General features: G+C 71.8%; 21 protein-coding genes, 1 tRNA gene and 1 rRNA gene. 12 read left to right on the forward strand and 11 right to left on the reverse strand.

The window, feature by feature from the left end; all coding sequences use genetic code 11:
* Window positions 1-152 precede the first annotated feature (152 nt).
* The 3 genes from rrf (at window position 153) to DDE18_RS13980 (ending at window position 2,054) form a co-directional block, all read left to right on the forward strand.
* A 5S ribosomal RNA gene (gene rrf / locus DDE18_RS13970) occupies window positions 153-269 on the forward strand.
* 135 nt (window positions 270-404) lie between these two features.
* Entirely contained in the window at window positions 405-1,325 is a 921-nt protein-coding gene (locus DDE18_RS13975) for a tetratricopeptide repeat protein (protein WP_116572901.1), read from the forward strand.
* Window positions 1,326-1,526: 201 nt separating this feature from the next.
* Window positions 1,527-2,054, forward strand: a complete 528-nt coding sequence (locus DDE18_RS13980; protein WP_165821158.1) for a DUF3145 domain-containing protein — start codon at window positions 1,527-1,529, stop codon at window positions 2,052-2,054.
* A gap of 7 nt (window positions 2,055-2,061) precedes the next feature.
* On the opposite strand, the gene DDE18_RS13985 is transcribed toward DDE18_RS13980, so the two are convergent.
* The 7 genes from DDE18_RS13985 to DDE18_RS14015 all read right to left on the reverse strand — a co-directional run bounded on the left by DDE18_RS13985 (window position 2,062) and on the right by DDE18_RS14015 (window position 9,187).
* Entirely contained in the window at window positions 2,062-2,535 is a 474-nt protein-coding gene (locus tag DDE18_RS13985) for a hypothetical protein (protein ID WP_116572902.1), read from the reverse strand.
* Between the two features lie 83 nt (window positions 2,536-2,618).
* On the reverse strand, window positions 2,619-4,082 hold the full coding sequence (locus tag DDE18_RS13990) for an acyl-CoA carboxylase subunit beta (RefSeq protein ID WP_116572903.1): 1,464 nt from the start codon (window positions 4,080-4,082) through the stop codon (window positions 2,619-2,621).
* Window positions 4,079-5,317: a beta-ketoacyl-ACP synthase II gene (gene fabF / locus DDE18_RS13995; protein WP_116572904.1), complete on the reverse strand. Its 1,239-nt coding sequence runs from the start codon at window positions 5,315-5,317 to the stop codon at window positions 4,079-4,081. Before fabF ends, DDE18_RS13990 begins: the two co-directional genes overlap by 4 nt.
* 99 nt (window positions 5,318-5,416) lie before the next feature.
* Window positions 5,417-5,662, reverse strand: coding sequence for an acyl carrier protein (locus DDE18_RS14000; protein WP_116572905.1), 246 nt, complete (start codon window positions 5,660-5,662; stop codon window positions 5,417-5,419).
* Between the two features lie 48 nt (window positions 5,663-5,710).
* Window positions 5,711-6,724 carry a beta-ketoacyl-ACP synthase III gene (locus DDE18_RS14005; RefSeq protein WP_116572906.1) on the reverse strand — a complete coding sequence of 338 codons (1,014 nt, stop codon included), beginning with the start codon at window positions 6,722-6,724 and terminating at the stop codon, window positions 5,711-5,713.
* On the reverse strand, window positions 6,721-7,908 hold the full coding sequence (locus DDE18_RS14010) for an acyltransferase domain-containing protein (protein ID WP_116572907.1): 1,188 nt from the start codon (window positions 7,906-7,908) through the stop codon (window positions 6,721-6,723). The genes DDE18_RS14005 and DDE18_RS14010 overlap by 4 nt, the downstream gene beginning before the upstream one ends.
* Window positions 7,909-8,029: 121 nt before the next feature.
* On the reverse strand, window positions 8,030-9,187 hold the full coding sequence (locus tag DDE18_RS14015) for a PucR family transcriptional regulator (RefSeq protein WP_116572908.1): 1,158 nt from the start codon (window positions 9,185-9,187) through the stop codon (window positions 8,030-8,032).
* 154 nt (window positions 9,188-9,341) lie between these two features.
* Between DDE18_RS14015 and DDE18_RS14020 the strand changes: the two genes are divergently transcribed.
* Window positions 9,342-10,298 carry an alpha/beta fold hydrolase gene (locus DDE18_RS14020; RefSeq protein ID WP_116572909.1) on the forward strand — a complete coding sequence of 319 codons (957 nt, stop codon included), beginning with the start codon at window positions 9,342-9,344 and terminating at the stop codon, window positions 10,296-10,298.
* Window positions 10,299-10,311: 13 nt separating this feature from the next.
* Here the strand turns inward: DDE18_RS14020 and aceE are convergent, their stop codons facing one another.
* A complete protein-coding gene (gene aceE / locus DDE18_RS14025; RefSeq protein WP_116573219.1) occupies window positions 10,312-13,059 on the reverse strand; it encodes a pyruvate dehydrogenase (acetyl-transferring), homodimeric type in 2,748 nt (915 codons plus the stop codon).
* A gap of 246 nt (window positions 13,060-13,305) precedes the next feature.
* Here aceE and DDE18_RS14030 point away from each other — a divergent pair, with 246 nt between their 5' ends.
* From DDE18_RS14030 to DDE18_RS14055, 6 genes are all read left to right on the forward strand, one after another.
* Window positions 13,306-13,737, forward strand: a complete 432-nt coding sequence (locus tag DDE18_RS14030) for a DUF3052 domain-containing protein (protein WP_116573220.1) — start codon at window positions 13,306-13,308, stop codon at window positions 13,735-13,737.
* A gap of 36 nt (window positions 13,738-13,773) precedes the next feature.
* Window positions 13,774-15,396, forward strand: coding sequence for an AMP-binding protein (locus DDE18_RS14035; protein WP_116572910.1), 1,623 nt, complete (start codon window positions 13,774-13,776; stop codon window positions 15,394-15,396).
* The gene (locus DDE18_RS14040; protein ID WP_116572911.1) at window positions 15,393-15,857 is read left to right on the forward strand and encodes a peroxiredoxin; all 465 of its coding nucleotides are present in this window, start codon (window positions 15,393-15,395) and stop codon (window positions 15,855-15,857) included. The genes DDE18_RS14035 and DDE18_RS14040 overlap by 4 nt, the downstream gene beginning before the upstream one ends.
* Before the next feature lie 231 nt (window positions 15,858-16,088).
* Window positions 16,089-16,163, forward strand: a tRNA-Val gene (locus tag DDE18_RS14045).
* A 193-nt stretch (window positions 16,164-16,356) separates the two neighbouring features.
* Window positions 16,357-16,731, forward strand: coding sequence for a hypothetical protein (locus tag DDE18_RS14050; RefSeq protein WP_116572912.1), 375 nt, complete (start codon window positions 16,357-16,359; stop codon window positions 16,729-16,731).
* A 2-nt stretch (window positions 16,732-16,733) separates the two neighbouring features.
* Window positions 16,734-17,615, forward strand: coding sequence for a serine/threonine-protein kinase (locus tag DDE18_RS14055; RefSeq protein WP_116572913.1), 882 nt, complete (start codon window positions 16,734-16,736; stop codon window positions 17,613-17,615).
* A gap of 1 nt (window position 17,616) precedes the next feature.
* Here the strand turns inward: DDE18_RS14055 and DDE18_RS14060 are convergent, their stop codons facing one another.
* The 3 genes from DDE18_RS14060 to DDE18_RS23685 are packed head-to-tail and all read right to left on the reverse strand — an operon-like array spanning window position 17,617 to window position 20,100.
* Entirely contained in the window at window positions 17,617-18,288 is a 672-nt protein-coding gene (locus DDE18_RS14060) for a response regulator transcription factor (protein WP_116572914.1), read from the reverse strand.
* The gene (locus tag DDE18_RS14065) at window positions 18,273-19,667 is read right to left on the reverse strand and encodes a sensor histidine kinase (RefSeq protein WP_245916709.1); all 1,395 of its coding nucleotides are present in this window, start codon (window positions 19,665-19,667) and stop codon (window positions 18,273-18,275) included. Before DDE18_RS14065 ends, DDE18_RS14060 begins: the two co-directional genes overlap by 16 nt.
* Window positions 19,668-19,692: 25 nt before the next feature.
* Window positions 19,693-20,100: a hypothetical protein gene (locus tag DDE18_RS23685; protein ID WP_245916711.1), complete on the reverse strand. Its 408-nt coding sequence runs from the start codon at window positions 20,098-20,100 to the stop codon at window positions 19,693-19,695.
* 181 nt (window positions 20,101-20,281) lie between these two features.
* On the opposite strand from DDE18_RS23685, the gene DDE18_RS14070 reads away from it, so the two are divergent.
* Window positions 20,282-21,814: an AMP-binding protein gene (locus DDE18_RS14070; RefSeq protein WP_116572916.1), complete on the forward strand. Its 1,533-nt coding sequence runs from the start codon at window positions 20,282-20,284 to the stop codon at window positions 21,812-21,814.
* Complete coding sequence (locus tag DDE18_RS14075; RefSeq protein WP_116572917.1) at window positions 21,795-22,544, forward strand: CHAD domain-containing protein; 750 nt, start codon at window positions 21,795-21,797, stop codon at window positions 22,542-22,544. Before DDE18_RS14070 ends, DDE18_RS14075 begins: the two co-directional genes overlap by 20 nt.
* Window positions 22,545-22,557 lie beyond the last annotated feature (13 nt).

Here is a 22,557-nt window from a genome sequence, read left to right on the forward strand (position 1 = left end):
GGTGTACAGCAGCAATGCCCAGCCGACCGGTACTAATAGGCCGAGGGCTTGTCCCAACACCGTACAAAACACATCACCACATGGAGCATGTGACGCGTCCACTAGGCAGTTCCCAACCAACAAACCCCAGGGGTTTGAAAAGTTGACAGAGTTACGGCGGCCATAGCGAAAGGGAAACACCCGGTCCCATACCGAACCCGGAAGTTAAGCCTTTCAGCGCCGATGGTACTGCAACCGCGAGGCTGTGGGAGAGTAGGACGCCGCCGGACAAACATTCAAGCAGGGGCCATCTGAATAGGTGGCCCCTGCTGCATTTCCCCGTCCGGGGACTAGGTTGGTCCCCGACACGCACGCCATCTGCGTGCACATCTGCACAGTGATCAGGACAAGGAAGGACGGCCACCGTGCCCGAGGAGCGTCGTAGCAAGGGGCCCGCACGAGGGGCCGGCCGGCCCGCTGCGCGGGGAGCCTCGTCAGCTGGTCGCGGTCGCAGCGCCGAGGGCGGCCGCGGCGGCCAGCCCAGCCGTGGCGGGCAGGGTGGCCGCGGGGCATCCGGGAGCCGCAGCAGCCAGGGCGGTGGACCTTCGCGCCAGCGCGACTGGAAGCGTCCCGCGGAGAAGCAGGGCCCGCGCAGCGACGAGCAGTCTCGCTACGACGGCCCGCCGATCCCCGAGGAGATCACCGGCAAGGAGCTCGACCGGGGGATCGCCGCCCATCTCAAGGGGCTGCCCGAGAAGCTCGCGGCCCGGGTCGCCCGTCACCTCGCCGCCGCCGGCATGCTCATCGACGAGGACCCGGAGGCGGCCTACCAGCACGCCCTCGCCGCTCGGTCGCGCGCGTCCAGGCTGGCCGTCGTCCGCGAGGCCGCCGGCGAAGCGGCCTACGCCGCCGGCCACTATGCCGAGGCGCTTGCGGAGCTGCGTGCCGCCAAGCGGATGAACGGCGCCACCGACTACCTGCCGATCATGGCCGACTGCCACCGGGCGCTCGGCCAGCCGGAGCAGGCGATCAAGCTGGCCAAGAGCCCGTCCGTCGTGAACTTCGCTCCGGAGGCGAAGGCGGAGATGACCATCGTCGAGGCCGGTGCGCGCCGGGACATGGGCCAGCTCGACGCCGCGCTGCGCACGCTGGAGCTCGCGCCGCTCACGTCCAAGAGCCGCGCCTCGTGGGTCGTGCGGTTGCGCTACGCCTACGCCGACACCCTCGAGGCTGCCGGCCGGGAGAGCGACGCGCTGGCCTGGTTCCACCGCACCCACGCGATCGACAGCGACGAGATCACCGACGCGGCGGCGCGAGCCGACGCTCTCGAGCGCCGACAGGCCTGACCCGGGCGCAACCCCGGGTGCGCCGGGTGAGGATCGACAGGACACGGTCACCCGTCACAGTGCTCACTGGCATTCCTGCGCCACATCAGTCACAATGAGACCAAACCACATACGTGTCATCCGACCCTGTTCCTTGAAAGTCCGGTCGCCAGGTCGCTGGGGAAGGCGCCGCTGGAGCGCCGGTACTTCAAGGAGGTCACGGTGACCACACGCACTGCAACCCGCCCGGACGGACCCGGGACACGCGGGATCCTCTTCGTGCACTCTGCTCCCTCCGCGCTCTGCCCGCACATCGAGTGGGCGGTCGCCGGAGTGCTGGGCGTTGCCGTCAGCCTCGAGTGGACCCCGCAGCCCGCCCAGCCCGGCTGCTACCGCGCCGAGCTCTCGTGGACGGGGGCTGCCGGCTCCGCCGCGGCCGTCGCCTCGGCGCTGCGAGGCTGGAACCACCTGCGCTTCGAGATCACCGAGGAGCCCACCCCGTCCAGCGAGGGTGCCCGGTTCTCCTTCACGCCCGAGCTCGGCGTCTTCCACGCGGTCACCGGGCTGCACGGAGACATCATGATCCCCGAGGACCGGCTCAAGGCGGCTGTCGTCAAGGCGGCCCTCGGCGACACCACGTTGCTCAACGAGATCGACAAGCTGCTCGGCAAGCCGTGGGACGACGAGCTGGAGACCTTCCGCCACGCCGGCGAGGGCGCGCCGGTCCGCTGGCTGCACCAGGTGGTCTGAGTCCGGCTCAGGGGCGGCGGAGCCGGAACGTCGAGATCGGCAGCATGACCTCGTGGGGCTCGAGCGGGTCGTCGTACCAGGACAGCTTGCCCGTGATCGTGAACCTGCCGGGGCGGGTGGCCCACCTGCACAGGCTGTAGGTGCCCCGGCCCGTGGTCTCGTCGTCGTCGCTCACGAACATGTGGGCGTGCACCGCCCTGCCGCGCGGATCGATCACCGAGGTCTCGAGGGTCCAGTCGTCGGTGGGCAGCTGCAGGGCGTAGCTGAGCCAGTAGGTGTGGCAGCCTCGCCGCAGGCGACGGTCGGGCGCGTGGGTCGTCCCGGTCGCGTCGGCCTGCTGCTCCGCCTGCGCCTCGGACGACGGCGAGCTGCCGAGGAGAGCGGACGTCAGGGTCTCCGGCAGGTCTTCCTGGGCCGGAGCCGGAGAAGTCACTCCCACGCTCGCGAGGGCGAGCAGGGCGGCGATGGCGGCGCGCTTCATGTGGGTTCCTCCCGGGCGGTTGCTCCGAGGACCAACGTCACGCACTGGGCGGGGTTACGCCGGCCCAACATCCCCGAGGCGCGTCACAGAGGGATGTTGCCGTGCCGCCCGCGGTGCACGCCCGAGGTGTCGATCTCGCGGCGGAAGGCGGCGGCGATCGCGCTGCGGGTGCGGGCAGGCTCGACGACCTCGTCGACCACGCCGATCTCGACGGCCTTGTCCACGCCGCCGGCGATGCGCTCGTGCTCGGCAGCCAGCTCGGCCTCGACCTGGGACCGGATTTCGGGGGAGACCTCCGCCAGCTTGCGGCGGTGGAGGATCCGGATGGCCGCCACGGCGCCCATGACGGCCACCTCGGCACCCGGCCAGGCAAGCACCCGGGTCGCGCCGAGGGAGCGCGCGTTCATCGCGATGTAGGCGCCGCCGTAGGTCTTGCGGGTCACCAGCGTCACCCGCGGCACCACGCACTCGCCGAACGCGTGCAGCAGCTTGGCGCCACGGCGTACGACTCCGTCCCACTCCTGGCCCACGCCCGGGAGGTAGCCCGGGACGTCGACCAGCACGATCAGTGGCACGCCGAACGCGTCGCACATCCGCACGAACCGCGAAGCCTTCTCCGCCGACAGCGAGTCGAGGCAGCCGCCCAGGCGGAGCGGGTTGTTGGCGACGACGCCGACGGTGCGGCCGCCGAAGCGACCCAGCGCCGTCACGATGTTGGGGGCCCAGCGCTCGTGCAGCTCCCGCATCGTGCCCTCGTCGAGGACCGCGTCGACGAGCGGGTGCACGTCGTAGGCGCGCTTCCTGGACTCCGGCAGCATCGCCGCCAGGTCGCGGTCGTCGACCGCGTCCTCGTCGAGGCTGCCCTGGGCGCCGAGCAGGGACGCGACGTCGCGCGCCTTGTCGAGCGCCTCGCGCTCGGACTCCGTGAGGATGTGTACGACGCCTGAGCGGCGGCCGTGTGGCTCGGGCCCGCCCAGGCGCAGCATGTCGACGTCCTCGCCGGTCACCGAGCGCACCACGTCGGGGCCGGTGACGAAGATCCGGCCGTCGGGCCCGAGGATCACCACGTCGGTGAGGGCTGGGCCGTAGGCGGCGCCGCCTGCAGCCGGGCCGAGCACGACGGAGACCTGCGGGATGACGCCGGAGGCCTGGGTCATCACCTGGAAGATCCGGCCGACGGCGTGCAGGGAGAGCACGCCCTCGGCGAGCCGGGCACCACCGGAGTGCCACAGGCCGATGATCGGCACGCCGTCGGTGATCGCCCGGTGGTAGGCGTCGACGACCACGCGGCAGCCGAGATCGCCCATCGCGCCACCCATCACCGTGGCGTCGCTGCAGAACGCGACCGCTGTGGTGCCGTGCACGCGGCCGATGGCCGCGAGCATGCCGGAGTCGTCGTCGGGGCTGAGCAGCTCGACAGTGCCCTCGTCGAAGAGGGCGGCGAGCCGGTGGAGCGGGTTGCGCGGATCCTGCTCGCGCGGGAGCCTGCCCGGGCGGGCGGGGCTTGCGGCCGGCGCTTCCTGCGCCGTCGTGGCCGCAGGGGTCACGAGGCGCTACCGAAGGCGACTGCGACATTGGCGCCGCCGAAGCCGAAGGAGTTGTTGAGCGCCACGATGTCGCCCTCGCGCAGCGGCCTGGCCTCGGTCGGGATGTCGAGGTCGACCTTGGCGTCCTTCTCGTCGAGGTTGATCGTCGGGGGGCTCACGTGCTCGCGGATCGCCAGCACCGTGGCCACCGCCTCGAGGGCGCCCGCGCCGCCGAGCAGGTGGCCGGTCATCGACTTGGTGCTCGTGACCACGCACTGGTCGACGGCGTCACCGAGCACGGCGTGCAGCATCAGGCCCTCGGCGATGTCGCCCTGGGGGGTGGAGGTGGCGTGCGCGTTGACGTGCACCACGTCGCGGGGGTCGATGTTGCCCGCCTCGAGCGCCGCCTTGATGGCGCGGGTGCCGCCGCGGCCCTCGGGGTCGGGCTGGGCGATGTCGTGGGCGTCGTTGGAGATGCCGGCCCCGAGCGCCTCGGCGTAGACCCGGGCGCCGCGCGCGCGGGCGTGCTCCTCGGACTCGAGGACGAGGATGCCGGCGCCTTCGCCGAGGACGAAGCCGTCGCGGGCGACGTCCCAGGGACGGGACACGGTGGTGGGGTCGGCCTCGTTCTTCGACAGTGCCATCATCTGCGCGAACGCGGCCATCGGCAGCGGGTGGATCGCCGCCTCCGTGCCGCCGGCGATCACGACGTCGGCGCGGCCGAGGCGGATCAGGTCGATCGCCATGGCGATCGCCTCGTTGCCGGACGCGCAGGCAGACGTGGGGGCGTGCACGGCCGCGCGGGCGCCGTAGGCGAGGCTGATGTTGGCGGCGGGTGCGTTGGGCATCAGCATCGGCACGGCCAGCGGCGAGACGCGGCGCGAGCCCTTGTCGCGGAGGGCGTCGTAGTTGGAGAGCAGGGTGGTCACGCCGCCGATGCCGGAGGCGACGGCGACGGCGAGGCGCTCCTTGTCGAGCTCGGCGGAGTCGAGGCCGGCGTCGGCCCAGGCCTCCTGGGCGGCGACCATCGCAAACTGGGTGGAGCGGTCCCAGCGGCGGGCCTTCACGCGGTCGAGCACGTCGGCGGGCTCGACGGCGATGCGGCCGGCGATCTTCACGGGGATCTGCTCTGCCCACTCGTCGTCGAGGTGGCGGACGCCGGAGCGACCGTCGAGAAGGGCTCGCCACGTCGTGGGCACGTCGCCGCCGACGGGGTTGGTGGTGCCGAGGCCGGTGATCAGGACGCGGGTTGTCATGCTCGATCCGTTTCGCTGGAGGGCTGTTCGATGGGAGGCGAGGGGGAGACTCGCCCGGTCCGCCGGCTGCGAGAGCGAGGGGCGGACCGGGCGGGAGGCTCAGCCCTGCGCGCGCTCGATGTAGGCGACGGCGTCGCCCACGGTCTTGAGGTTCTTCACCTCGTCGTCGGGGATGGTGACGCCGAACTTCTCCTCGGCGGCGACAACGACCTCGACCATGGACAGCGAGTCGACGTCGAGGTCGTCGACGAACGACTTGTCCATCTCGACGTCATCGGCGTCGACGCCGGCGACCTCGTTGACGATCTCGGCGAGGTCGGCGCGGATCTCTTCGGTGGTGGCCATCTGGGCCTTCCTTTCGGGGTGGGTGATGCGTTGGGCTGGGAGGGAAGCTCAGGGGACGGTGACGACCTGCGCGGCGTAGGCGAGCCCGGCTCCGAACGCGACGAGCAGGGCGGTGTCTCCGCTGCGCGCGTCGCCCTCGGCGTACATCCGGTCCAGCGCGAGCGGGATCGACGCCGCCGACGTGTTGCCCTGCTCGGCGATGTCGCGGGCGATGCGGACGTGCGGGGGGAGCTTCATCGAGCGCGCCATCGCGTCGATGATGCGCATGTTGGCCTGGTGGGGGACGAAGAGGTCGAGGTCGTCGATCGAGACGCCGGCGCGGTCGAGCGCCTGCTGGGCGACCTTGGCCATCTGGAAGGAGGCCCACCGGAAGACCGGGTTGCCCTGCATGACCAGGTGCGGCATCACGCCGGATCCGGGGGAGTCCTCGGTGCCGACGACGTCGCGCCAGTCCTCGCGCTGGCGGATCAGGTCGAACTGCTCGCCGTCCGAGCCCCACACGACCGGACCGATGCCCGGCTCGTCGCTGGGTCCGACCACCATGGCGCCCGCGCCGTCGGCGAAGATGAAGGCCGTGCCGCGGTCGGCCAGGTCGGTGATGTCGGTGAGTCGCTCGACGCCGATCACCAGAACATGGCGGGCGCTGCCGGCCCGCACCATGTCCGCGGCCAGCGCGACGCCGTGGCAGAAGCCGGCGCAGGCGGCCGAGATGTCGAACGCCGCGGCCTGGTCGGTGCCGAGCTCGTGGGCGATCGCGGTGGCGACGGCGGGGGTCTGGAGCAGGTGGCTGACGGTCGCGACCAGGACGCAGTCGACCTGGGCGGCCTCCAGCCCGGCCCGCTCGAGCGCCTGCCGGGAGGCGGCGACGGACATCATCTGCACCGTCTCCTCGGGCGTCGCCCAGCGGCGCTGCTTGATGCCAGAGCGCTGCTGGATCCACTCGTCGCTGGAGTTGATGGCCTCGATGACGTCGGCGTTGGGCACGATCCGCGACGGGCGGTAGGCGCCGAGGCCGAGGATGGCGGCGTGCGGCCCGCCGGTGACTGCTCCGATGCGGGTCATGAGCTGCTCCCCTCGGGGTGAAGGCGCACCAGCGGCTGGCCGGGGGAGACCAGGTCGCCGTCGTGGACCAGCCACTCGACCACCTGTCCGCCGTGGGGCGCCAGGACCGGGGTGCGGTCGCGGAGGCTCGCGACGTCGCCGATCGTAGCCCCCGCCGCGAGGACGTCGGACTCCGCAGCCTGCGCGTCGAGGTGGAAGGTGCCCTTGGCGGGGGCGACGACCATCCGCCACGTCGGCGTGGTCTCGATCATCGAGGCCTCACCGTGCTTGGCGCAGAACTCGCGCGCCGCCTCGAGCTGGTCGGGCGTCTTGAGGGCGAACGTCTCGACGCCCTTCATCGCGCGCTTGGCGATGCCGGTGAGGGTGCCTGCGGGCGGCATCTCGAGGATGCCGGTGACGCCGAGGTCGAGCATCGTCTCCATGCACAGGTCCCAGCGGACCGGGCTCGCGATCTGGCCGACGATCCGGGCCAGGACCTCGCGGCCGTCGTGCACGACCTGGCCGTCGCGGTTGGAGATGACCGGGGTGCGCGGGTCGTGCGTCGACACCGAGCGCGCCAGGCCGGCCAGATGGCTCACGGCAGGCTCCATGTGGACGGTGTGGAAGGCGCCCGCGACGCTCAGCGGCACCAGGCGGGCCTTGGCGGGCGGGTCTGCCGCAAGGGCTGCGAGCTGCTCGGCCGTGCCGGCGGCGACCACCTGGCCGGGGCCGTTGTCGTTGGCGGCGGTGAGGCCGTGGCGCTCGAGCGCGGAGAGTACGTCGTCGCGGTCGCCGCCGAGGACGGCCGTCATGCCGGTCGGGGTGGCCTCTGCGGCGGCGGCCATCGCGGCGCCGCGCTCGCGGACCAGCACCATCGCCTGCTCGGCGCTGATCGCCCGGGCACCCGCGGCCGCGGTCAGCTCGCCCACGCTGTGGCCGGCGACGGCACCCACGTGGCGGAACGCGTCGCCCGGGTGGGGGAACAGCTCGAGGGCGGCGACCAGGCCCGTGGCGACCAGGAGGGGCTGCGCGATCCGCGTGTCGCGGATCGTCTCGGCGTCGGCCTCGGTGCCGTAGTGGGCCAGATCGAGGCCCGCGACGGTCGAGAGCCAGTCGAACCGGCTGGCGAACGTGGGGTCCTCCAGCCAGGGGCTGAGGAATCCGGGGGACTGGGCCCCTTGACCGGGAGCGACGATGACGAGCACACGTCAAGACTGCCGGGACCGGCGCTGGCAGACGGGGTCGGCGCCGACGAAAGTGCACCGCCAAGTTTGTAGGGATCCTACAATTGCGCGCGCCCGAGGTTACGGGTAGACGTGCAGCAGGTTACGACCGCCCGGACTGTCGGCCGAGCACCAGGGCGATCTGGAGCGTGAAGCCGTCGCGGGGAGTCGCCGGGGCCAGCCCGGTCACGTCGGCCACTTGCCGGAGCCGGTAGCGCACGGTGTTGGGGTGCACGAAGAGCGTGCGGGCGGTCGCCTCGATCGAGCAGCCGTGCTGCATGTAGGCCGACAGGGTCTCGACGAGGGTGCCCCGGGCGCCGAGGAGGGGCAGGTAGACCTCATCGACGAGGTGCCGCCGTGCGTGACCGTCGCCCGCCAGCGCCCGCTCGGGCAGCAGCTCGTCGCTGCACACCGGTCGCGGCGCCTCAGGCCAGCCATCCGCGGCCCGGTGGGCCGACAGGGCCGCCCGGGCCGAGGCGTGCGCCCGGCTCAGGTCGTCGGTCACCGGGCCGACCACGACCGGCCCCTCGCCGAACAGGCCCGCCACCACGTGCGCCGCCTTCCGGGCGTCCTGCACGCCGCCCAGCACGACCACCAGCCGCTCGCCCTGCGTGGCGCACAGGGCGTCCATGCCGGCGGCCCGCGCCACGCGGCGTACCTCCTCGAACACGTCGGTCTCGGCGCGCTGCCCGGGGACCGCGCCCAGCACCACCGCGACGTCGCCACGCGCCCCCCAGCCCAGTGCGCTGGCGCGGGAGAGCACCGTCTCGTCGGCCTCGGAGCGCACCACCGCGTCCACGACGAGCGCCTCGAGCCGGGCGTCCCACGCGCCGCGGACCTCGGCCGCGCGGGCGTAGACCTCGGCGGTCGCGAACGCGACCTCCCGGGCGTAGCGCAGGATCGACTGGTGCACGTCGGGAGCGTCGGCGGGATCGAGGAGGTGGTCGATGTTGGACTCCACGACCTCGATGCTGACGCGGATCAGGTCCACGGTCTGCTTGAGGGTGATCACGCCGGTCAGCTCGCGCGGGGCGGCACCGAAGACCATGGTCGCGAGCTCAGGCGTGTCGACCTCGGGGTCGTACCACTCCACGAAGCCGCGGATGCCGGCCTGCACGATCATGCCCACCCAGGAGCGGTGCTGGGCGCTGAGCTCGTTGAACCAGGGCATGTCGCTGGCCATCCGCGCCGTGGCCGCGGTGCTGAGCGCTCCCGTCGAGCGCTGGAGGACGCTCGCCGCGCGACGACGGGAGGGGGACATATCGGTGAGGCTAGTCACATGTGCCTCGGCGGTCACTCGGGGGTGGAGGTCCCATAACGAATTGGCTGCATCCGCCTCCGTGAGGGGTCGGCCGCTCGTGACCTGGGTATCGATATCTGGTTGAATCGCGAAACATCAGATCTGAGGAGGCGTCATGTCCGAGGTCGAGTTCGTCACCATCCACGGGCATCGGCGAGCCTTCGTCAGGAAGGGCAGCGGGCCGGTGCTCCTGCTGCTCCACGGCCTCGCGTGCGACCACACCACGTGGTCCCCGGTCATCGACCGGCTGGCGAAGCACTACACCGTGATCGCACCCGACCTCCTCGGCCACGGGCTGTCGGACAAGCCGCGCGCGGACTACACCCTCGGCGGCTACGCCAACGGGATGCGCGACCTCCTCACGCTGCTGGGCATCGACCGGGTGACGGTGGTCGGCCACAGCTTCGGGGGCGGCATCGCGATGCAGTTCGCGTACCAGTTCCCCGAGCGCACCGAGCGGATGCTGCTGGTCGCCCCAGGGGGCCTCGGGCCCGAGGTCACGATGCTGATCAAGCTGATCCAGGCGCCGGGCTGGGAGCCCGTCATGCGGCTGCTCACGCAGCCCGGGCTGCGCCACGCGAGCACGACTGCGCTGCGCGTGCTCTCCACGGTCGAGACCGCCCACACGCGCGACCTCGACGAGATCGCCGACATCCTCGAGTCGTGGAAGGACCCGCGCACCCGCTTCGCCATCCGCCACCTCGTCCGCGCTGCCATCGACTGGAAGGGCCAGATCGTCACGATGTCCGACCGCGCCTACCTCACCGAGACGGTGCCGGTGGCCGTGGTGTGGGGCCGCGACGACCAGGTGCTCCCGGTCCACCAGCTCGAGAGCGTCGCTGTCCTCGCGCCCCGGGCGGCGACGTACGTCTTCGAGCTTGCCGGCCACTTCCCGCACAAGGACCACCCCGAGCGGTTCGTCGAGGTGGTGCACGACTTCGTGCGCACCACCCAGCCGTCGAAGTACAGCCGCGCGCGGATGCGCCAGCTGCTCCAGCGCGGGAGCCTGACGCCCGTGCGCCAGGCCGAGGGCGGCGAGGCTCCGGTGGAGCCGGTGCGCGCCCTGGCCTGACGCCGGGTCGGCGTCAGGCGTCGCCGCCCTCCTGCATCACGCCACGGACTGCGGTCGGGTCGTCGATCCGGTACCTCGCCGCGGCCTCGGCCACCTTCGCCACCGGCACCTGGCCCGCGTCGGCCAGCGCCTGCAGCGCCTGGACGACCACGCACTGGGCGTCGACGTGGAAGTAGCGTCGGGCGGCGGGGCGGGTGTCGGCGAAGCCGAACCCGTCGGTGCCGAGCACGCGGTAGTCGGCGGGCACCCAGCGGGCGATCTGGAGAGGTACGGCGCACATGTAGTCGGAGACGGCGACCACCGGGCCCTCGACGCCCGCGAGCTTGTCGGCGACGTAGGCGGTGCGCTTGGCCTCGGTCGGATGGAGCAGGTTCCACTCCTCCGCCGCGACGGCGTCGCGGGCGAGCTCGTTCCACGAGGTGACCGACCAGGTGTCGGCCTGCACGCCCCACTCCTCGGCGAGCAGGCGCGCGGCCTCCGCCGCCCACGGCATGCCGACGCCCGAGGCCATCAGCTGGACGCGCGGGCCCTCGCCCTGCGCCACGCCCACCCGATGGATGCCGCGCAGGATGCCCTCGACGTCGGCGTTCTCGGGCTGCGCGGGCTGGTCGACCGGCTCGTTGTAGACGGTGACGTAGTAGATGACGTCCTCCGCCTCCGGGCCGTACATCCGCTCCAGGCCGGCCTTCATGATGTGGCTGACCTCGTAGGCGAAGGCGGGGTCGTAGTGGACGATCGCCGGGTTGGTCGAGGCGATGAGCGGCGAGTGTCCGTCGGCGTGCTGGAGACCCTCACCGGTCAGCGTCGTGCGGCCGGCGGTGGCACCGATCAGGAAGCCGCGTGCGAGCTGGTCGGCCATCGCCCAGATCGAGTCGGCGGTCCGCTGGAAGCCGAACATCGAGTAGAAGATGTAGAACGGGATCATGTGCTCGCCGTGGGTGGAGTACGCCGATCCCGCGGCCGTCGCGGAGGCCATGGCCCCGGCCTCGGAGATGCCCTCGTGCAGCATCTGGCCCTGCGCGGACTCCTTGTAGGCGAGCAGCAGTTTGCGGTCGACCGACTCGTACTGCTGGCCGCCCGGGTTGTAGACCTTGGCGCTCGGGAACATCGAGTCCATGCCGAACGTCCGGTACTCGTCGGGCGCGATCGGCACGATCCGGTCGCCGATCTCCGGGTCCTTCATCCAGTCCCGGAGCAGCCGGACGACGGCCATCGTGGTGGCGATCTTGTTCTTGCCGCCGCCCTTGCGCAGGTCGGCGTAGACCTCGTCGCCGGGCAGCTTCAGCGGCTGGGCCCGGACGACGCGGCGGGGGAGCGAGCCGCCGAGCGCGTTGCGGCGCTCGAGCATGTACTGCGTCTCCGGGGCCTCGGCGCCGGGGTGGAAGAACGGCGCGCCGCCGGTCTTCTCGTAGGACTCCTCGAGATCGCGGTCGCTGATCGGGAGGTAGAGCCGGTCGCGGAACCGCTTGAGGTCCGCCATCGTCAGCTTCTTCATCTGGTGGGTGGCGTTCTTGCCCTCGAGGGCGTCGATCGTCCAGCCCTTGATGGTCTTGGCCAGGATCACCGTCGGCTGGCCGACGTGCTTGGTGGCGGCGTCGAACGCGGCGTAGACCTTGCGGTAGTCGTGGCCACCGCGCGGCAGCTTCTCGATCTGGTCATCGGACATGTGCTCGACCATCGCGCGCAGACGGGGATCGTCGCCGAAGAAGTGGTCGCGGATGTAGCCACCGGTCTCGGTGGAGTAGGTCTGGAACTGGCCGTCCGGGGTGCTGTTCATCCGGTTGACCAGGACGCCGTCGACGTCGCGGGCGAGCAGGGCGTCCCACTCGCGGCCCCAGACGACCTTGATGACGTTCCAGCCGGCGCCGCGGAAGTTGGCCTCGAGCTCCTGGATGATCTTGCCGTTGCCCGTGACCGGGCCGTCGAGCTGCTGCAGGTTGCAGTTGATCACCCAGGTGAGGTTGTCCAGCTCCTCGCGCGCGGCGACGCGGATGGCGCCGAGCGACTCGGGCTCGGCCATTTCGCCGTCGCCGAGGAACGCCCACACGCGCTGGTCGGAGGTGTCCTTGATGCCGCGGTTGGCCAGGTAGCGGTTGAAGCGGGCCTGGTAGATCGAGTTGATGCCGGTGAGGCCCATCGAGACGGTGGGGAACTCCCAGAAGTCGGGCATCAGGCGGGGGTGCGGATAGGACGAGAGGCCGGCGCCCTTGCCGTGCTGGACCTCCTGGCGGAACCGGTAGAGCAGCTCCTCGTTCAGACGGCCCTCGAGGAACGCACGGGCGTAGATGCCGGGGGAGGCGTGGCCCTGGATGAAGACCTGGTCACCGCCGCCGGGGGCCTCCTTGCCGCGGAAGAAGTGGTTGAAGCCGACCTCGTAGAGGCTGGCGCTCGACTGGTAGGTGGCGATGTGGCCACCGACCTCGAGGCCCTTGCGGTTGGCGCTCGACACCATCACCGCGGCGTTCCAGCGGATGAAGGCGCGGATGCGGCGCTCGACCTCCTCGTCGCCGGGGAACCACGGCTCCCGCTCGGACGGGATGGTGTTGATGTAGTCGGTGCTGCGCAACGCCGGCACCCCCACTTGCTTCTCGCGAGCGCGCTCGAGCAGGCGCAGCATCACGTAGCGGGCCCGCTCGCGCCCGCGGTCGTCCAGCAGCGCGTCGAACGAGTCGAGCCACTCGAGGGTCTCGTCGGGGTCGATGTCGGGAAGCTGGGTGGGGAGGCCCTCGTGGATGACCGACGGGGTGGCGCCGGAGTGCATCGCGGGGCGGGACTGGTCAGGGTGGGACACGTCACTCACAGGGGCATCGTGTCACCTTCCGACAGCGGACGAAATCTACCGATGAGTACGTGATCCCTGCGCGGACAGTGCGCGACACGGGGCCCGCGGACCGGGACAGGGTTGCGCCCCCGCGTCAACTCCGGTGGACTACGTTCACTTCCCGCGTGACGCGCGGGCCGGCAAGTCCGCAGATTGCGGAGATCTTCGAACGACGGAGGCGTGGCGTTGAGCTCGACGGTGGGTGGCGGAGCCGCCCCGACAGCAGGACCGGCAGAGCGGCTTGGCTTGAAGCCCGGGATGGTGATCCAGGAGCTCGGCTGGGACTCCGACACCGACGACGAGCTACGGGTCGCGATCGAGGACGCCATCGACGCGGACATGGTCGACGGTGACTACGGCAACGTCGTGGACGCCGTCCTGCTCTGGTGGCGCAGCGAGGACGGTGACCTCGTCGACGGCCTCGTGGACGCGCTCACCGACCTCGTGGGGGGCGGGTCGATCTGGTTGCTGACCCCCAAGGTGGGACGAGCCAACAGCGTGGACCCCGCCGACATCGCCGAGGCTGCGCCGATCGCGGGCCTGTCCCAGACCACCACCGCCTCGGTGTCAAAGGACTGGATGGCGACCCGGCTGGTCGCGCCCAAGACTCCCGCCTGACCTCCGCACGGCGGATCCAGACTCAGGACTGACGACTTGAACAAGCTCCGTGGCCGTGCGGCCGACGCTGCCACCTCGCTGCGCGTCCTCGCCTCCTCCGGCGTCATCCGGCCCTACGGCCCGGGCACGCTCGCCGGCCTCGTCGGGGTGCTTCGCAACTGGGGCACGGGCCCGGCCGGTGGCTTCATCTCGCTGGCCCTCCGCGAGCCCGGTCGGGTCGGCCTGATCGACGAGCTCGGCGAGCTCACGTTCGGGCAGCTGCACCAGCGCAGTAACGCGCTCGCGCGCGGGCTGGCGGGCCTGGGCGTCCGGGAGGGCGACTCGGTCGCGGTGATGTGCCGCAACCACCGCGGGTTCGTGGACGCCACCGTCGCGGTCGCCAAGCTGGGCGCCGACATCCTCTACCTCAACACCGCGTTCGCCGGCCCGCAGCTGGTCGACGTGCTGGCGCGCGAGGACCCGACCGTCGTCATCCACGACGAGGAGTTCACCGGCCTGCTCGCCGGCGCCCACGTGGAGCGCCGCGTGATCGGCTGGTCGGAGTCGGGGGAGGGCACCACCCTCGAGTCGCTCATCGCCTCGCACGACGACCGCGACGTCACGCCGCCGTCGCGGCACTCGCGCCTCGTGATCCTCACCTCGGGGACGACCGGCACACCGAAGGGCGCCCCGCGCAACGAGGCCGGCATCGACGCCGCCGTCGCGCTGCTCTCGCGGATGCCGCTGAAGTACGGCTGGCGCACGCACATCGCTGCGCCGCTCTTCCACACCTGGGGCTTCGCTCACCTCGCGCTCTCGATGCTCCTCGGCTCCACCGTGGTGCTGCGCCGCAAGTTCGAGCCCGAGGGCGCCCTCCAGGTCGTCGAGAGCCACGGCTGCCAGTCGATGGTCGTGATCCCGGTGATGCTCCAGCGGATCCTGGCGCTCGACCCCGAGGTGCTCGACCGCTACACCCTGTCCTCGCTCGAGGTCGTCGCGGCGTCGGGCTCCGCCCTGCCGGGTGAGCTCGCGCTGACCTGGATGGACCGCTTCGGCGACAACCTCTACAACATCTACGGCTCGACGGAGGTCGCCTACGCCTCGATCGCCATGCCGTCGGACCTGCGCGCGGCGCCGGGCGCGGCGGGCAAGCCGCCCCACGGCACCGTCGTACGCATCTATGACGAGGCCGGCCGGCCGGTGCCGGACGGGCAGAGCGGGAGGATCTTCGTCGGCAACAGCCTGCTCTTCGAGGGCTACACCGGTGGCGGCGGCAAGGAGATGATCGACGGCCTGATGTCCAGCGGCGACGTCGGGCGCTTCGACGAGCACGGCCGCCTGCACATCGAGGGCCGCGACGACGAGATGATCGTCTCCGGAGGGGAGAACGTCTTCCCCAAGGAGGTCGAGGATTGCCTCGTCGGCCACGACGCGGTGCTCGAGGCGGCCGCGGTGGGCGTCGACGACCCCGACTTCGGCAAGCGGCTCCGGGCGTTCGTCGCCACCTCGGCCCAGGTCACCGAGGACGAGCTCAAGGAGCACGTGAAGGCCAAACTGGCCCGCTACAAGGTGCCGCGTGAGATCGTCTTCGTCGACGAGCTGCCGCGCAACGCCACCGGAAAGATCCTCAAGCGCGAGCTCACCGAGTGGGCCGGCAGCCAGGACGTGGGCACGGCATGACCGAGCTCGAGATCGGCGGCCCGGCGCCTGACTTCACCCTGCGCGACCAGTTCGGCCAGGACATCACGCTGTCGTCCTACCGGGGCAGCAAGGCCGTCGCGCTGGTCTTCTACCCCGCGGCCTTCTCGGGCGTCTGCACGGGGGAGATGGCCACCATCCGCGCTCGCCTCGACGAGTTCATGACGTTCGACACCGAGGTGCTGGCCATCTCGTGCGACCCGACCTACTCGCTGCGCGCCTTCGCCGATGCAGAGGGACTCAACTTCCCGCTGCTCTCGGACTTCTGGCCGCACGGCGCGGTGACGTCGGCGTACGGCGTCTTCGACGAGACCAAGGGCAAGCCGCGCCGTTCGACGTATGTCGTCGACCGGCAGGGGCTGGTGCGCTGGTCGGTGCACAACCCCAGCCCGGAGGGCCGGGACCTGGACGAGCTCCTGGCCCAGCTCCGCGCGGCCGTCTGAGAGCGTCGGGAGGCGGCCCGGGGCGGGCCAGCAGAAAAAGTTCCTGCGATTTTTTCAAGATTTCAATGACAGGACTTGAACCGGACACGTAAAGTTCAACGTGTCGAGCCGCTGGTGACCCGAGACGCCAGCGGCTCGACATTAATTTTGCCCCGGGGCGGCGGTTCCGCCGGTGCGGAGCCGCTCGCGTAGGCTGGGCCGGCCCGCTCGCCACGCGCAGCGCGGGCACGCGCGTCGGTAGCTCAGCGGTAGAGCACTCGGTTTACACCCGAGCGGTCGGCGGTTCGAAACCGTCCCGACGCACCATGCCTTCCCCGGGTCCTCGTCGGTCCGGGTCCTCGTCGGTCTCCGGCACCGATGAGAGGGCTCTCATCGGTGGCTCATGGCCACCTCACCGCACCCCGGCACGGTGGTGCTCGTCCACAGCCGAAAGAAACCGGGCCGGCGTGGCTGGGCAGCTGGCCCAGCCCCGGTGCCGGGCTCTGACGAGAGGAACACCATGAAGAAGCTGATCCCCACCGCCCTGCTGGGAGTCGCGGGCCTCACCACCGTCGGGCTCCTCGGCCTGCAGGCCCCCAGCGTGCAGGCCGACGAGCTGGCCAAGCGCGACGAGGACGTGGTCGAGCTGGTGCTCGTGGCCGACGACGACGATGACGACACCAACACCGACGACGGTGGCGGCGACGACACCGACACCGGTGCCAGCGCCAGCACCCACGACGGCACCCGGAGCAACTTCACCGGGGTGAGCCGCGACCGCGACATCAGCCGCTCGGACAAGACGCGCGACTGGACCCGCGAGGGCAACGGCAAGAAGCGGGACTGGTCGGCCAACAGGACCAACGACCGCAGCCGCAACGACACCCGCGGCTGACGATGGCGCGGCACGAGGACAGCTGGGGCCTGCGCGAGGGGGACGCGCTGGCACCCGAGCTGACCGCGGTGCGTCTGCTCGGGGGCGGCCACGCCTACGAGGCGTGGCTCGCCTTCGACGAGGTCACCTGGTCGCCGGTGGTCGTCAAGGTCCTCCGGCCGTCGCAGGTCGACGACGCCTCCTCCCGGCGCGGACTGCGCCGGGAGGTGGCGGCCCTGGCCGAGGTGAACCACCCGGTCGTGGTGCGGGCCCTGCGCCACGACCTCGACGGTGACCGCCCGCACGTGGTGCTCGAGCAGGTCGACGGCCCGCGGCTCTCCACGCTGATCCGGAGGTACGGCCCCCTGCAGCCGCAGCAGTACCTGCCCCTGGCGATCGACGTCGCTGCGGCGCTGCACTACCTGCGGCGGGTCGGGTGGGTGCACCTCGACATCAAGCCCAGCAACGTGATCATGGGCGCCCCCGCACGGCTGATCGACCTCTCGGTCGCCCGGCCGGAGGAGGAGGCGCGGACGCTCACGCACCTGATCGGCACGGACGCCTACATGGCGCCGGAGCAGTGCGACCCGGGCGCCCGCGTCCCGTCGTACGCCAGTGACGTCTGGGGGCTGGGGGCCACGCTGCACCACGCGGTGTCGGGCAGCCGGCCGTTCGCCGACGGCGACCCCGACGCCGCGGACCTGGCGGACCGCTTCCCGCAGGTGGCCGGCCGGCCGCGGCGGCTGCCCGCGGGCGTGGCGCCCGAGGTCGCGAAGGTGGTCGAGGCCTGCCTCGACCCCGACCCCGATGCCCGGCCGCTGCCGCACGAGGTCGCCGACACGCTCGCGCCGGTGCTGGCGAGCCAGCCCCGCGGGTCGCTGGCGGGCTTCAAGGTGCGCGGCTGAGTCAGGCCCGGAAGCGGTAGCCGACGCCGCGGACCGTCTCGATGGCGTCGGTGCCGACCTTCCGGCGCAGGTAGCCGACGTAGACGTCGACGACGTTGGATCCCGGGTCGAAGTCGTAGCCCCAGACGTGGTCGAGCAGCTGCTCGCGGGTGAGCACCTGCCCCGCGTTGAGCATGAAGATCTCGGCGAGCGTGAACTCCCGCGCCGACAGGTCCAGTTCGCGCCCACTGACCGTGACCCGCCGGGTGCGCCGGTCGAGGGTCACGGCGCCGGCCACGAGCAGGTCCTCGTGGGACCCGGCGTCGGCGCCGTCGGCCTGCCGCAGCCGCACCCGCACCCGGGCGACCAGCTCGGCGAAGCGGAACGGCTTGGGCATGTAGTCGTCGGCGCCGCCGTCGAGCGCGGTGACCGTGTCGGTGACCGAGTCGCGGGCCGTCAGCACGATCACCGGCATCCGGCTGCCCTGGGAGCGCAGCTGGTCGAGCACCTCGAAGCCGTCGATGTCGGGGAGCCCGATGTCGAGGACCATCAGGTCGAAGCGGCCGGACAGCGCCTCGTCCAGGCCCGCCAGCCCAGAGCCGACCACGGTGGGGTGGTGGCCCTCGGCGCGCAGGCCCTTGGCGACGAACGAGGCGATCCGCTGCTCGTCCTCCACGATCAGGATCTGGGCCATGCTGCCTCCTCGGGGTCCAGGGTGATCACGAAGCACGCTCCGCGCGGGGTGGCGTCCTCGACGTGTACGGCGCCGCCGTGGGCCGTCACGATCGCCTGCACGATCGACAGGCCCAGCCCGAAGCCCTCGTCGTCCGGAGCCACGACGCTGCGGCCGAACCGCTCGAAGATGAGCTGGTGGTCGGCCGCCGGCACGCCCGGGCCGGTGTCGCGCACCCAGAGGTGCACGCGTCCGCCGCGCAGCTCGGAGCCGAGCGCGATCGTGTCGCCGTCGCGGGTGTGCTTGACGGCGTTGTCGGCGAGCTGGAGCACCGCCTGGGTGATCCGCTGCTCGTCCATCGGCACCTGGCCGGCGGCCGCGGCGTCGAGCCGCCAGTCACGCTCGCCCAGCCCCCGCGCCTTCGCGAGCAGCATGTGGGTCAGGTCCTCGAGCTCTACGGGGGCGACGTTGAGGAAGTCGGGACGCCGGCTCTTGGCCAGCAGGATCAGGTCGCCCACCAGGCGCGCCATCCGGTCCACCTCGTCGAGCAGCAGCTCGCGGGTGCGGTCGAGCTCGGCCGGGTCGTCGGCGTCCAGGAGCTCCAGGTGGCCCCGCAGCACGGTCAGCGGCGTGCGCAGCTCGTGGCCCGCGTCGTCGAGGAACTGGCGCTGCGCGGCGAAGCCGGAGTCGAGCCGCTCGAGCATCCCGTTGATCGTGCGGGTCAGCGCCGTGATGTCGTCGTTGCCGCGCTCGGGGATGCGGCGCGAGAGGTCGGTGGCGGTGATGTCGCGCGCCGTCTCCTCGAGCGTGCGCAGCGGCGCCAGCAGCCGGCCGGACTGGAACGCCGCGATCGTGGTGATCAAGCCGAGCGAGAGCAGGGCGACGAGCGTGTAGGTGCGCAGCGTGCGGTTGAGCTCGGCGTGCTCGTCCTCGAGGAAGTTGACGATCACCAGGGCTCCGCGCCCCTGGTTGTTGGAGATGGGCACCGCCGTCACCCACACCTCGCCGAACTGGTCCGAGTGGATCCTCGTCGTGCCGCCGTCCGCCGCGGTCTCCTCCACGGCCCGGACGTACGCCGGGTCGTCGAGGACCTCCTCGCCGTACCTGTTGCGGGTGATGATCGGCTGCGTGCCGCTCACGTAGCCGACGAGCATCTCGTCGTCGTCCGGGACGTTGCGGGTCAGGAAGACCCGCAGCACCCGGCCCACGTTGTCGAAGGGATCACCCGTGCGGGGGTCGACGCGGAGCGCGCGGAACTCGGCGATCTCCTGGTCGATCTGGTCGTTGACGGCGCGCTCGATGCGGGCGGACTCCAGGGTGTAGACCAGCAGGCCGGCGCCGGTCATGGAGAGCGCGGTCAGCAGCGCGATGACGACCGCGATGCGGGTGCGGACCGACACCTGGGCCAGCCTGCCGCGACGGCGCTCAGTCTTCCCCTTCGTCGTCCTCCCCGCCCCCGTCGTCGGCGCCGTCGTCGGAGCCTTCGTCGGTGTGGGAGCCGTCGTCCCGTCCGTCGTCGTCCGCGGAGCCGTCGCCCGTCGTGGAGTCGTCATCGTCCTCCTCCGGCTGGCGCTCGCCCTCGTCGCTCCCGACCTGGCTCGGCCTGGGTGTCACCACACGGACCTCATTGTCGTCCGTCTCCCGCCCGTCGTCATCCGGCGCGCGGGGGCGGGCCCCTCGCGGCGCCGGCTCGCTGGCCGGGGCGTCGCGGATGATCACGGGGTCGCGGTCGGAGGGCTCGCCGGCGCCGGACGCGACGAGCGAGCCCACGACGTACGCCATCATCGGCAGCACCAGGGCGAGAACCACCAGCACCTTCACCAGCGAGCTCATGGCGCGAGTCTGGACGGCGCAGGTGGGGCCGTGGTGAGACGACGATGAGAAGGCTCTCATCAGCGGGACGGGGTGCGCCCACTCGTCGCACGAGTCCGGCCGCCGGGCGACGAACCTCTCGGCAGCGGGCCGTCCCGCGTGCCACAGTGATCGTGACCACACCCGAGCGCAAGGGAGCCCCATGTTCGTCCCCTTCTCCGTCAACGACTTCCTGGACCGGGCGCGCACCGTCTACGGCGAGCGTGTCGGCGTGGTCGACGAACCGGTCCAGCCGGCGCCGTCCCTGGGCGACGTGACGTACGCCGAGCTGGCGACGCTCGCCCGCCGGCAGGCCGCGAAGCTCGACGAGCTCGGCCTCGAGGTGGGCGACCGGGTCGCCGTGGTCTCCCAGAACAGCGCCCGGCTGCTCACGTCGTTCTTCGGGGTCTGCGGCTCGGGGAGGGTCCTGGTGCCCGTGAACTTCCGGCTCCGGCCGGACGAGGTCTCCTACATCGTCCAGCACTCCGGGGCGCGGGTGGTCTACGTCGACCCCGAGCTCGACGAGGCACTGGCCTCGGTCACCGCCGAGCACCGGTTCGTATTGGGCGACGACGACGACCTGTTCGCCCCCGAGGGCGTGGAGCCGCGGCCGTGGGAGCCGGACGAGGCCGCGACCGCCTGCATCAATTACACCTCCGGCACGACCGCGCGCCCCAAGGGCGTGCAGATCACCCACCGCAACATCTGGGTCAACGCCGTCACCTTCGCCATGCACGCCGGGGTCAGCGACCGCGATGTCTACCTCCACACGCTGCCGATGTTCCACGCCAACGGGTGGGGCATGCCGTTCGCCACCACCGGGCTGGGCGTCCCGCAGGTCGTGCTCCGCAAGGTCGACGGCGCCGAGATCCTGCGCCGGGTCGAGCAGCACGGCGTCACGTTCCTGTGCGCGGCGCCGGCCGTCGTCGCGTCCGTGCTCGACGCGGCAGCCACCTGGGAGGGGGAGATCCCGGGGCGCGACCGCGTGCGGATCATCTGCGCCGGCGCGCCGCCGCCGACCCGCACCATCGTGCGGGTGCAGGAGGAGCTCGGCTGGGAGTTCATCCAGATCTACGGCCTCACCGAGACCTCGCCCCTGCTCACCATCAACCGGACGCGCTCGGAGTGGGACGACCTGCCGGCCGAGGAGCGGGCGTCGCGGCTCGTCCGCGCGGGCGCCCCGGCCCTCGGCGTACGCCTCGACGTGGACAAGGAGGGCGAGGTGCTCGCCCGGTCCAATGTGGTGCTCGAGGGCTACTGGGAGCAGCCCGAGGAGTCGGCGAGGGCGCTCGAGGGCGGCTGGTTCCACACCGGCGACGGTGGAGTGCTCGGCGACGACGGCTACCTCACGATCAGCGACCGCAAGAAGGACGTGATCATCACCGGCGGTGAGAACGTCTCGTCCATCGAGGTCGAGGACGTGCTGTTCTCCCACCCCGCGGTCGCGGAGGTCGCGGTGATCGGCGTGCCGGACGAGAAGTGGGGCGAGACGATCAAGGCGCTGGTGGTGCTGGCCGACGGGGCCTCCGCCACCGAGGCCGAGCTGATCGCCTGGTGCAAGGAGCGGGCCGCGGGCTACAAGGCGCCCACGTCGGTGGAGTTCCGCGACGAGCTGGCCCGCACGGCGACCGGCAAGCTGCAGAAGTTCATGCTCCGCCAGCCCTACTGGGAGGGTCGTGAGCGGCAGGTCGGCTGACAGGGCGGCCGTCGCGGCCTACCTGGGCGCACAGGCCCAGGAGATCGCGGCGCAGCACGCCGCCCTGCTCACGGGTGCGGAGTCCTCGGTGCACGACCTGCGGGTGGCCGTACGCCGCTTCCGCAGCACGCTGCGCACGTTCGGGGCCGAGCTGCCCCCGGCCGACGAGCTCGACGCGCGGCTCCGCGCCTGGGGAGCCGCGCTCGGCGTGGTGCGTGACCGCGAGGTGCTGCTCGAGGTGCTCGCGGGCGCGCCCGCCGGACAGGTGCGCGACACCCTCCTCGAGGAGGTCGGGGGAGACCTGGCGGTCCGACGCGTGCTGGTGCAGGCCGGGCTCCGGTCGCCGGAATGCATCCGGCTGGTGTCCGAGGCCGCGGCGTACGCCGGTGGCGTGCCCGCCGACGACCGGGACGTCTCCCGCCACGTCACCAAGGCCTGCAAGCAGGCCCGCCGCCGCCTCCGCAAGGCCGGCACGGAGGTCGAGCGGCTGCACCGGGCGCGCAAGGCCGCCAAGCGCGCGAGGTATGCCGCGGAGGTGGTCGGCTGGAAGAAGAAGCGGCGCCGCCACCAGCAGGTGCAGCAGCTGCTGGGCGTGCATCGCGACTGCCTCGTGGCGCTCGCCCACGTCGACGCCGCAGGCGGGCTGGCAGACGCCGGTGCGACCGCGATGGTCGCCGACCTGGCCGGCCGCGCGGAGGCAGCCCGCCTGAGCGCCCTGGAGGCGTCCTAGCCCCTGCGGCCGG

The organism is Nocardioides gansuensis, assembly GCF_003076135.1.
In the GTDB taxonomy this organism is placed as follows: domain Bacteria; phylum Actinomycetota; class Actinomycetes; order Propionibacteriales; family Nocardioidaceae; genus Nocardioides; species Nocardioides gansuensis.

Coding starts and splice junctions, on each gene's coding strand:
- DDE18_RS13985 (WP_116572902.1), bottom strand. CDS start 2,535: ATGAAGCGCGCCGCCATCGCCGCCCTGCTCGCCCTCGCGAGCGTGGGA.
- fabF (WP_116572904.1), bottom strand. CDS start 5,317: ATGACAACCCGCGTCCTGATCACCGGCCTCGGCACCACCAACCCCGTC.
- DDE18_RS14000 (WP_116572905.1), bottom strand. CDS start 5,662: ATGGCCACCACCGAAGAGATCCGCGCCGACCTCGCCGAGATCGTCAAC.
- DDE18_RS14005 (WP_116572906.1), bottom strand. CDS start 6,724: ATGACCCGCATCGGAGCAGTCACCGGCGGGCCGCACGCCGCCATCCTC.
- DDE18_RS14015 (WP_116572908.1), bottom strand. CDS start 9,187: ATGTCCCCCTCCCGTCGTCGCGCGGCGAGCGTCCTCCAGCGCTCGACG.
- DDE18_RS14020 (WP_116572909.1), top strand. CDS start 9,342: ATGTCCGAGGTCGAGTTCGTCACCATCCACGGGCATCGGCGAGCCTTC.
- aceE (WP_116573219.1), bottom strand. CDS start 13,059: ATGCACTCCGGCGCCACCCCGTCGGTCATCCACGAGGGCCTCCCCACC.
- DDE18_RS14040 (WP_116572911.1), top strand. CDS start 15,393: ATGACCGAGCTCGAGATCGGCGGCCCGGCGCCTGACTTCACCCTGCGC.
- DDE18_RS14050 (WP_116572912.1), top strand. CDS start 16,357: ATGAAGAAGCTGATCCCCACCGCCCTGCTGGGAGTCGCGGGCCTCACC.
- DDE18_RS14055 (WP_116572913.1), top strand. CDS start 16,734: ATGGCGCGGCACGAGGACAGCTGGGGCCTGCGCGAGGGGGACGCGCTG.
- DDE18_RS14060 (WP_116572914.1), bottom strand. CDS start 18,288: ATGGCCCAGATCCTGATCGTGGAGGACGAGCAGCGGATCGCCTCGTTC.
- DDE18_RS23685 (WP_245916711.1), bottom strand. CDS start 20,100: ATGAGCTCGCTGGTGAAGGTGCTGGTGGTTCTCGCCCTGGTGCTGCCG.
- DDE18_RS14070 (WP_116572916.1), top strand. CDS start 20,282: ATGTTCGTCCCCTTCTCCGTCAACGACTTCCTGGACCGGGCGCGCACC.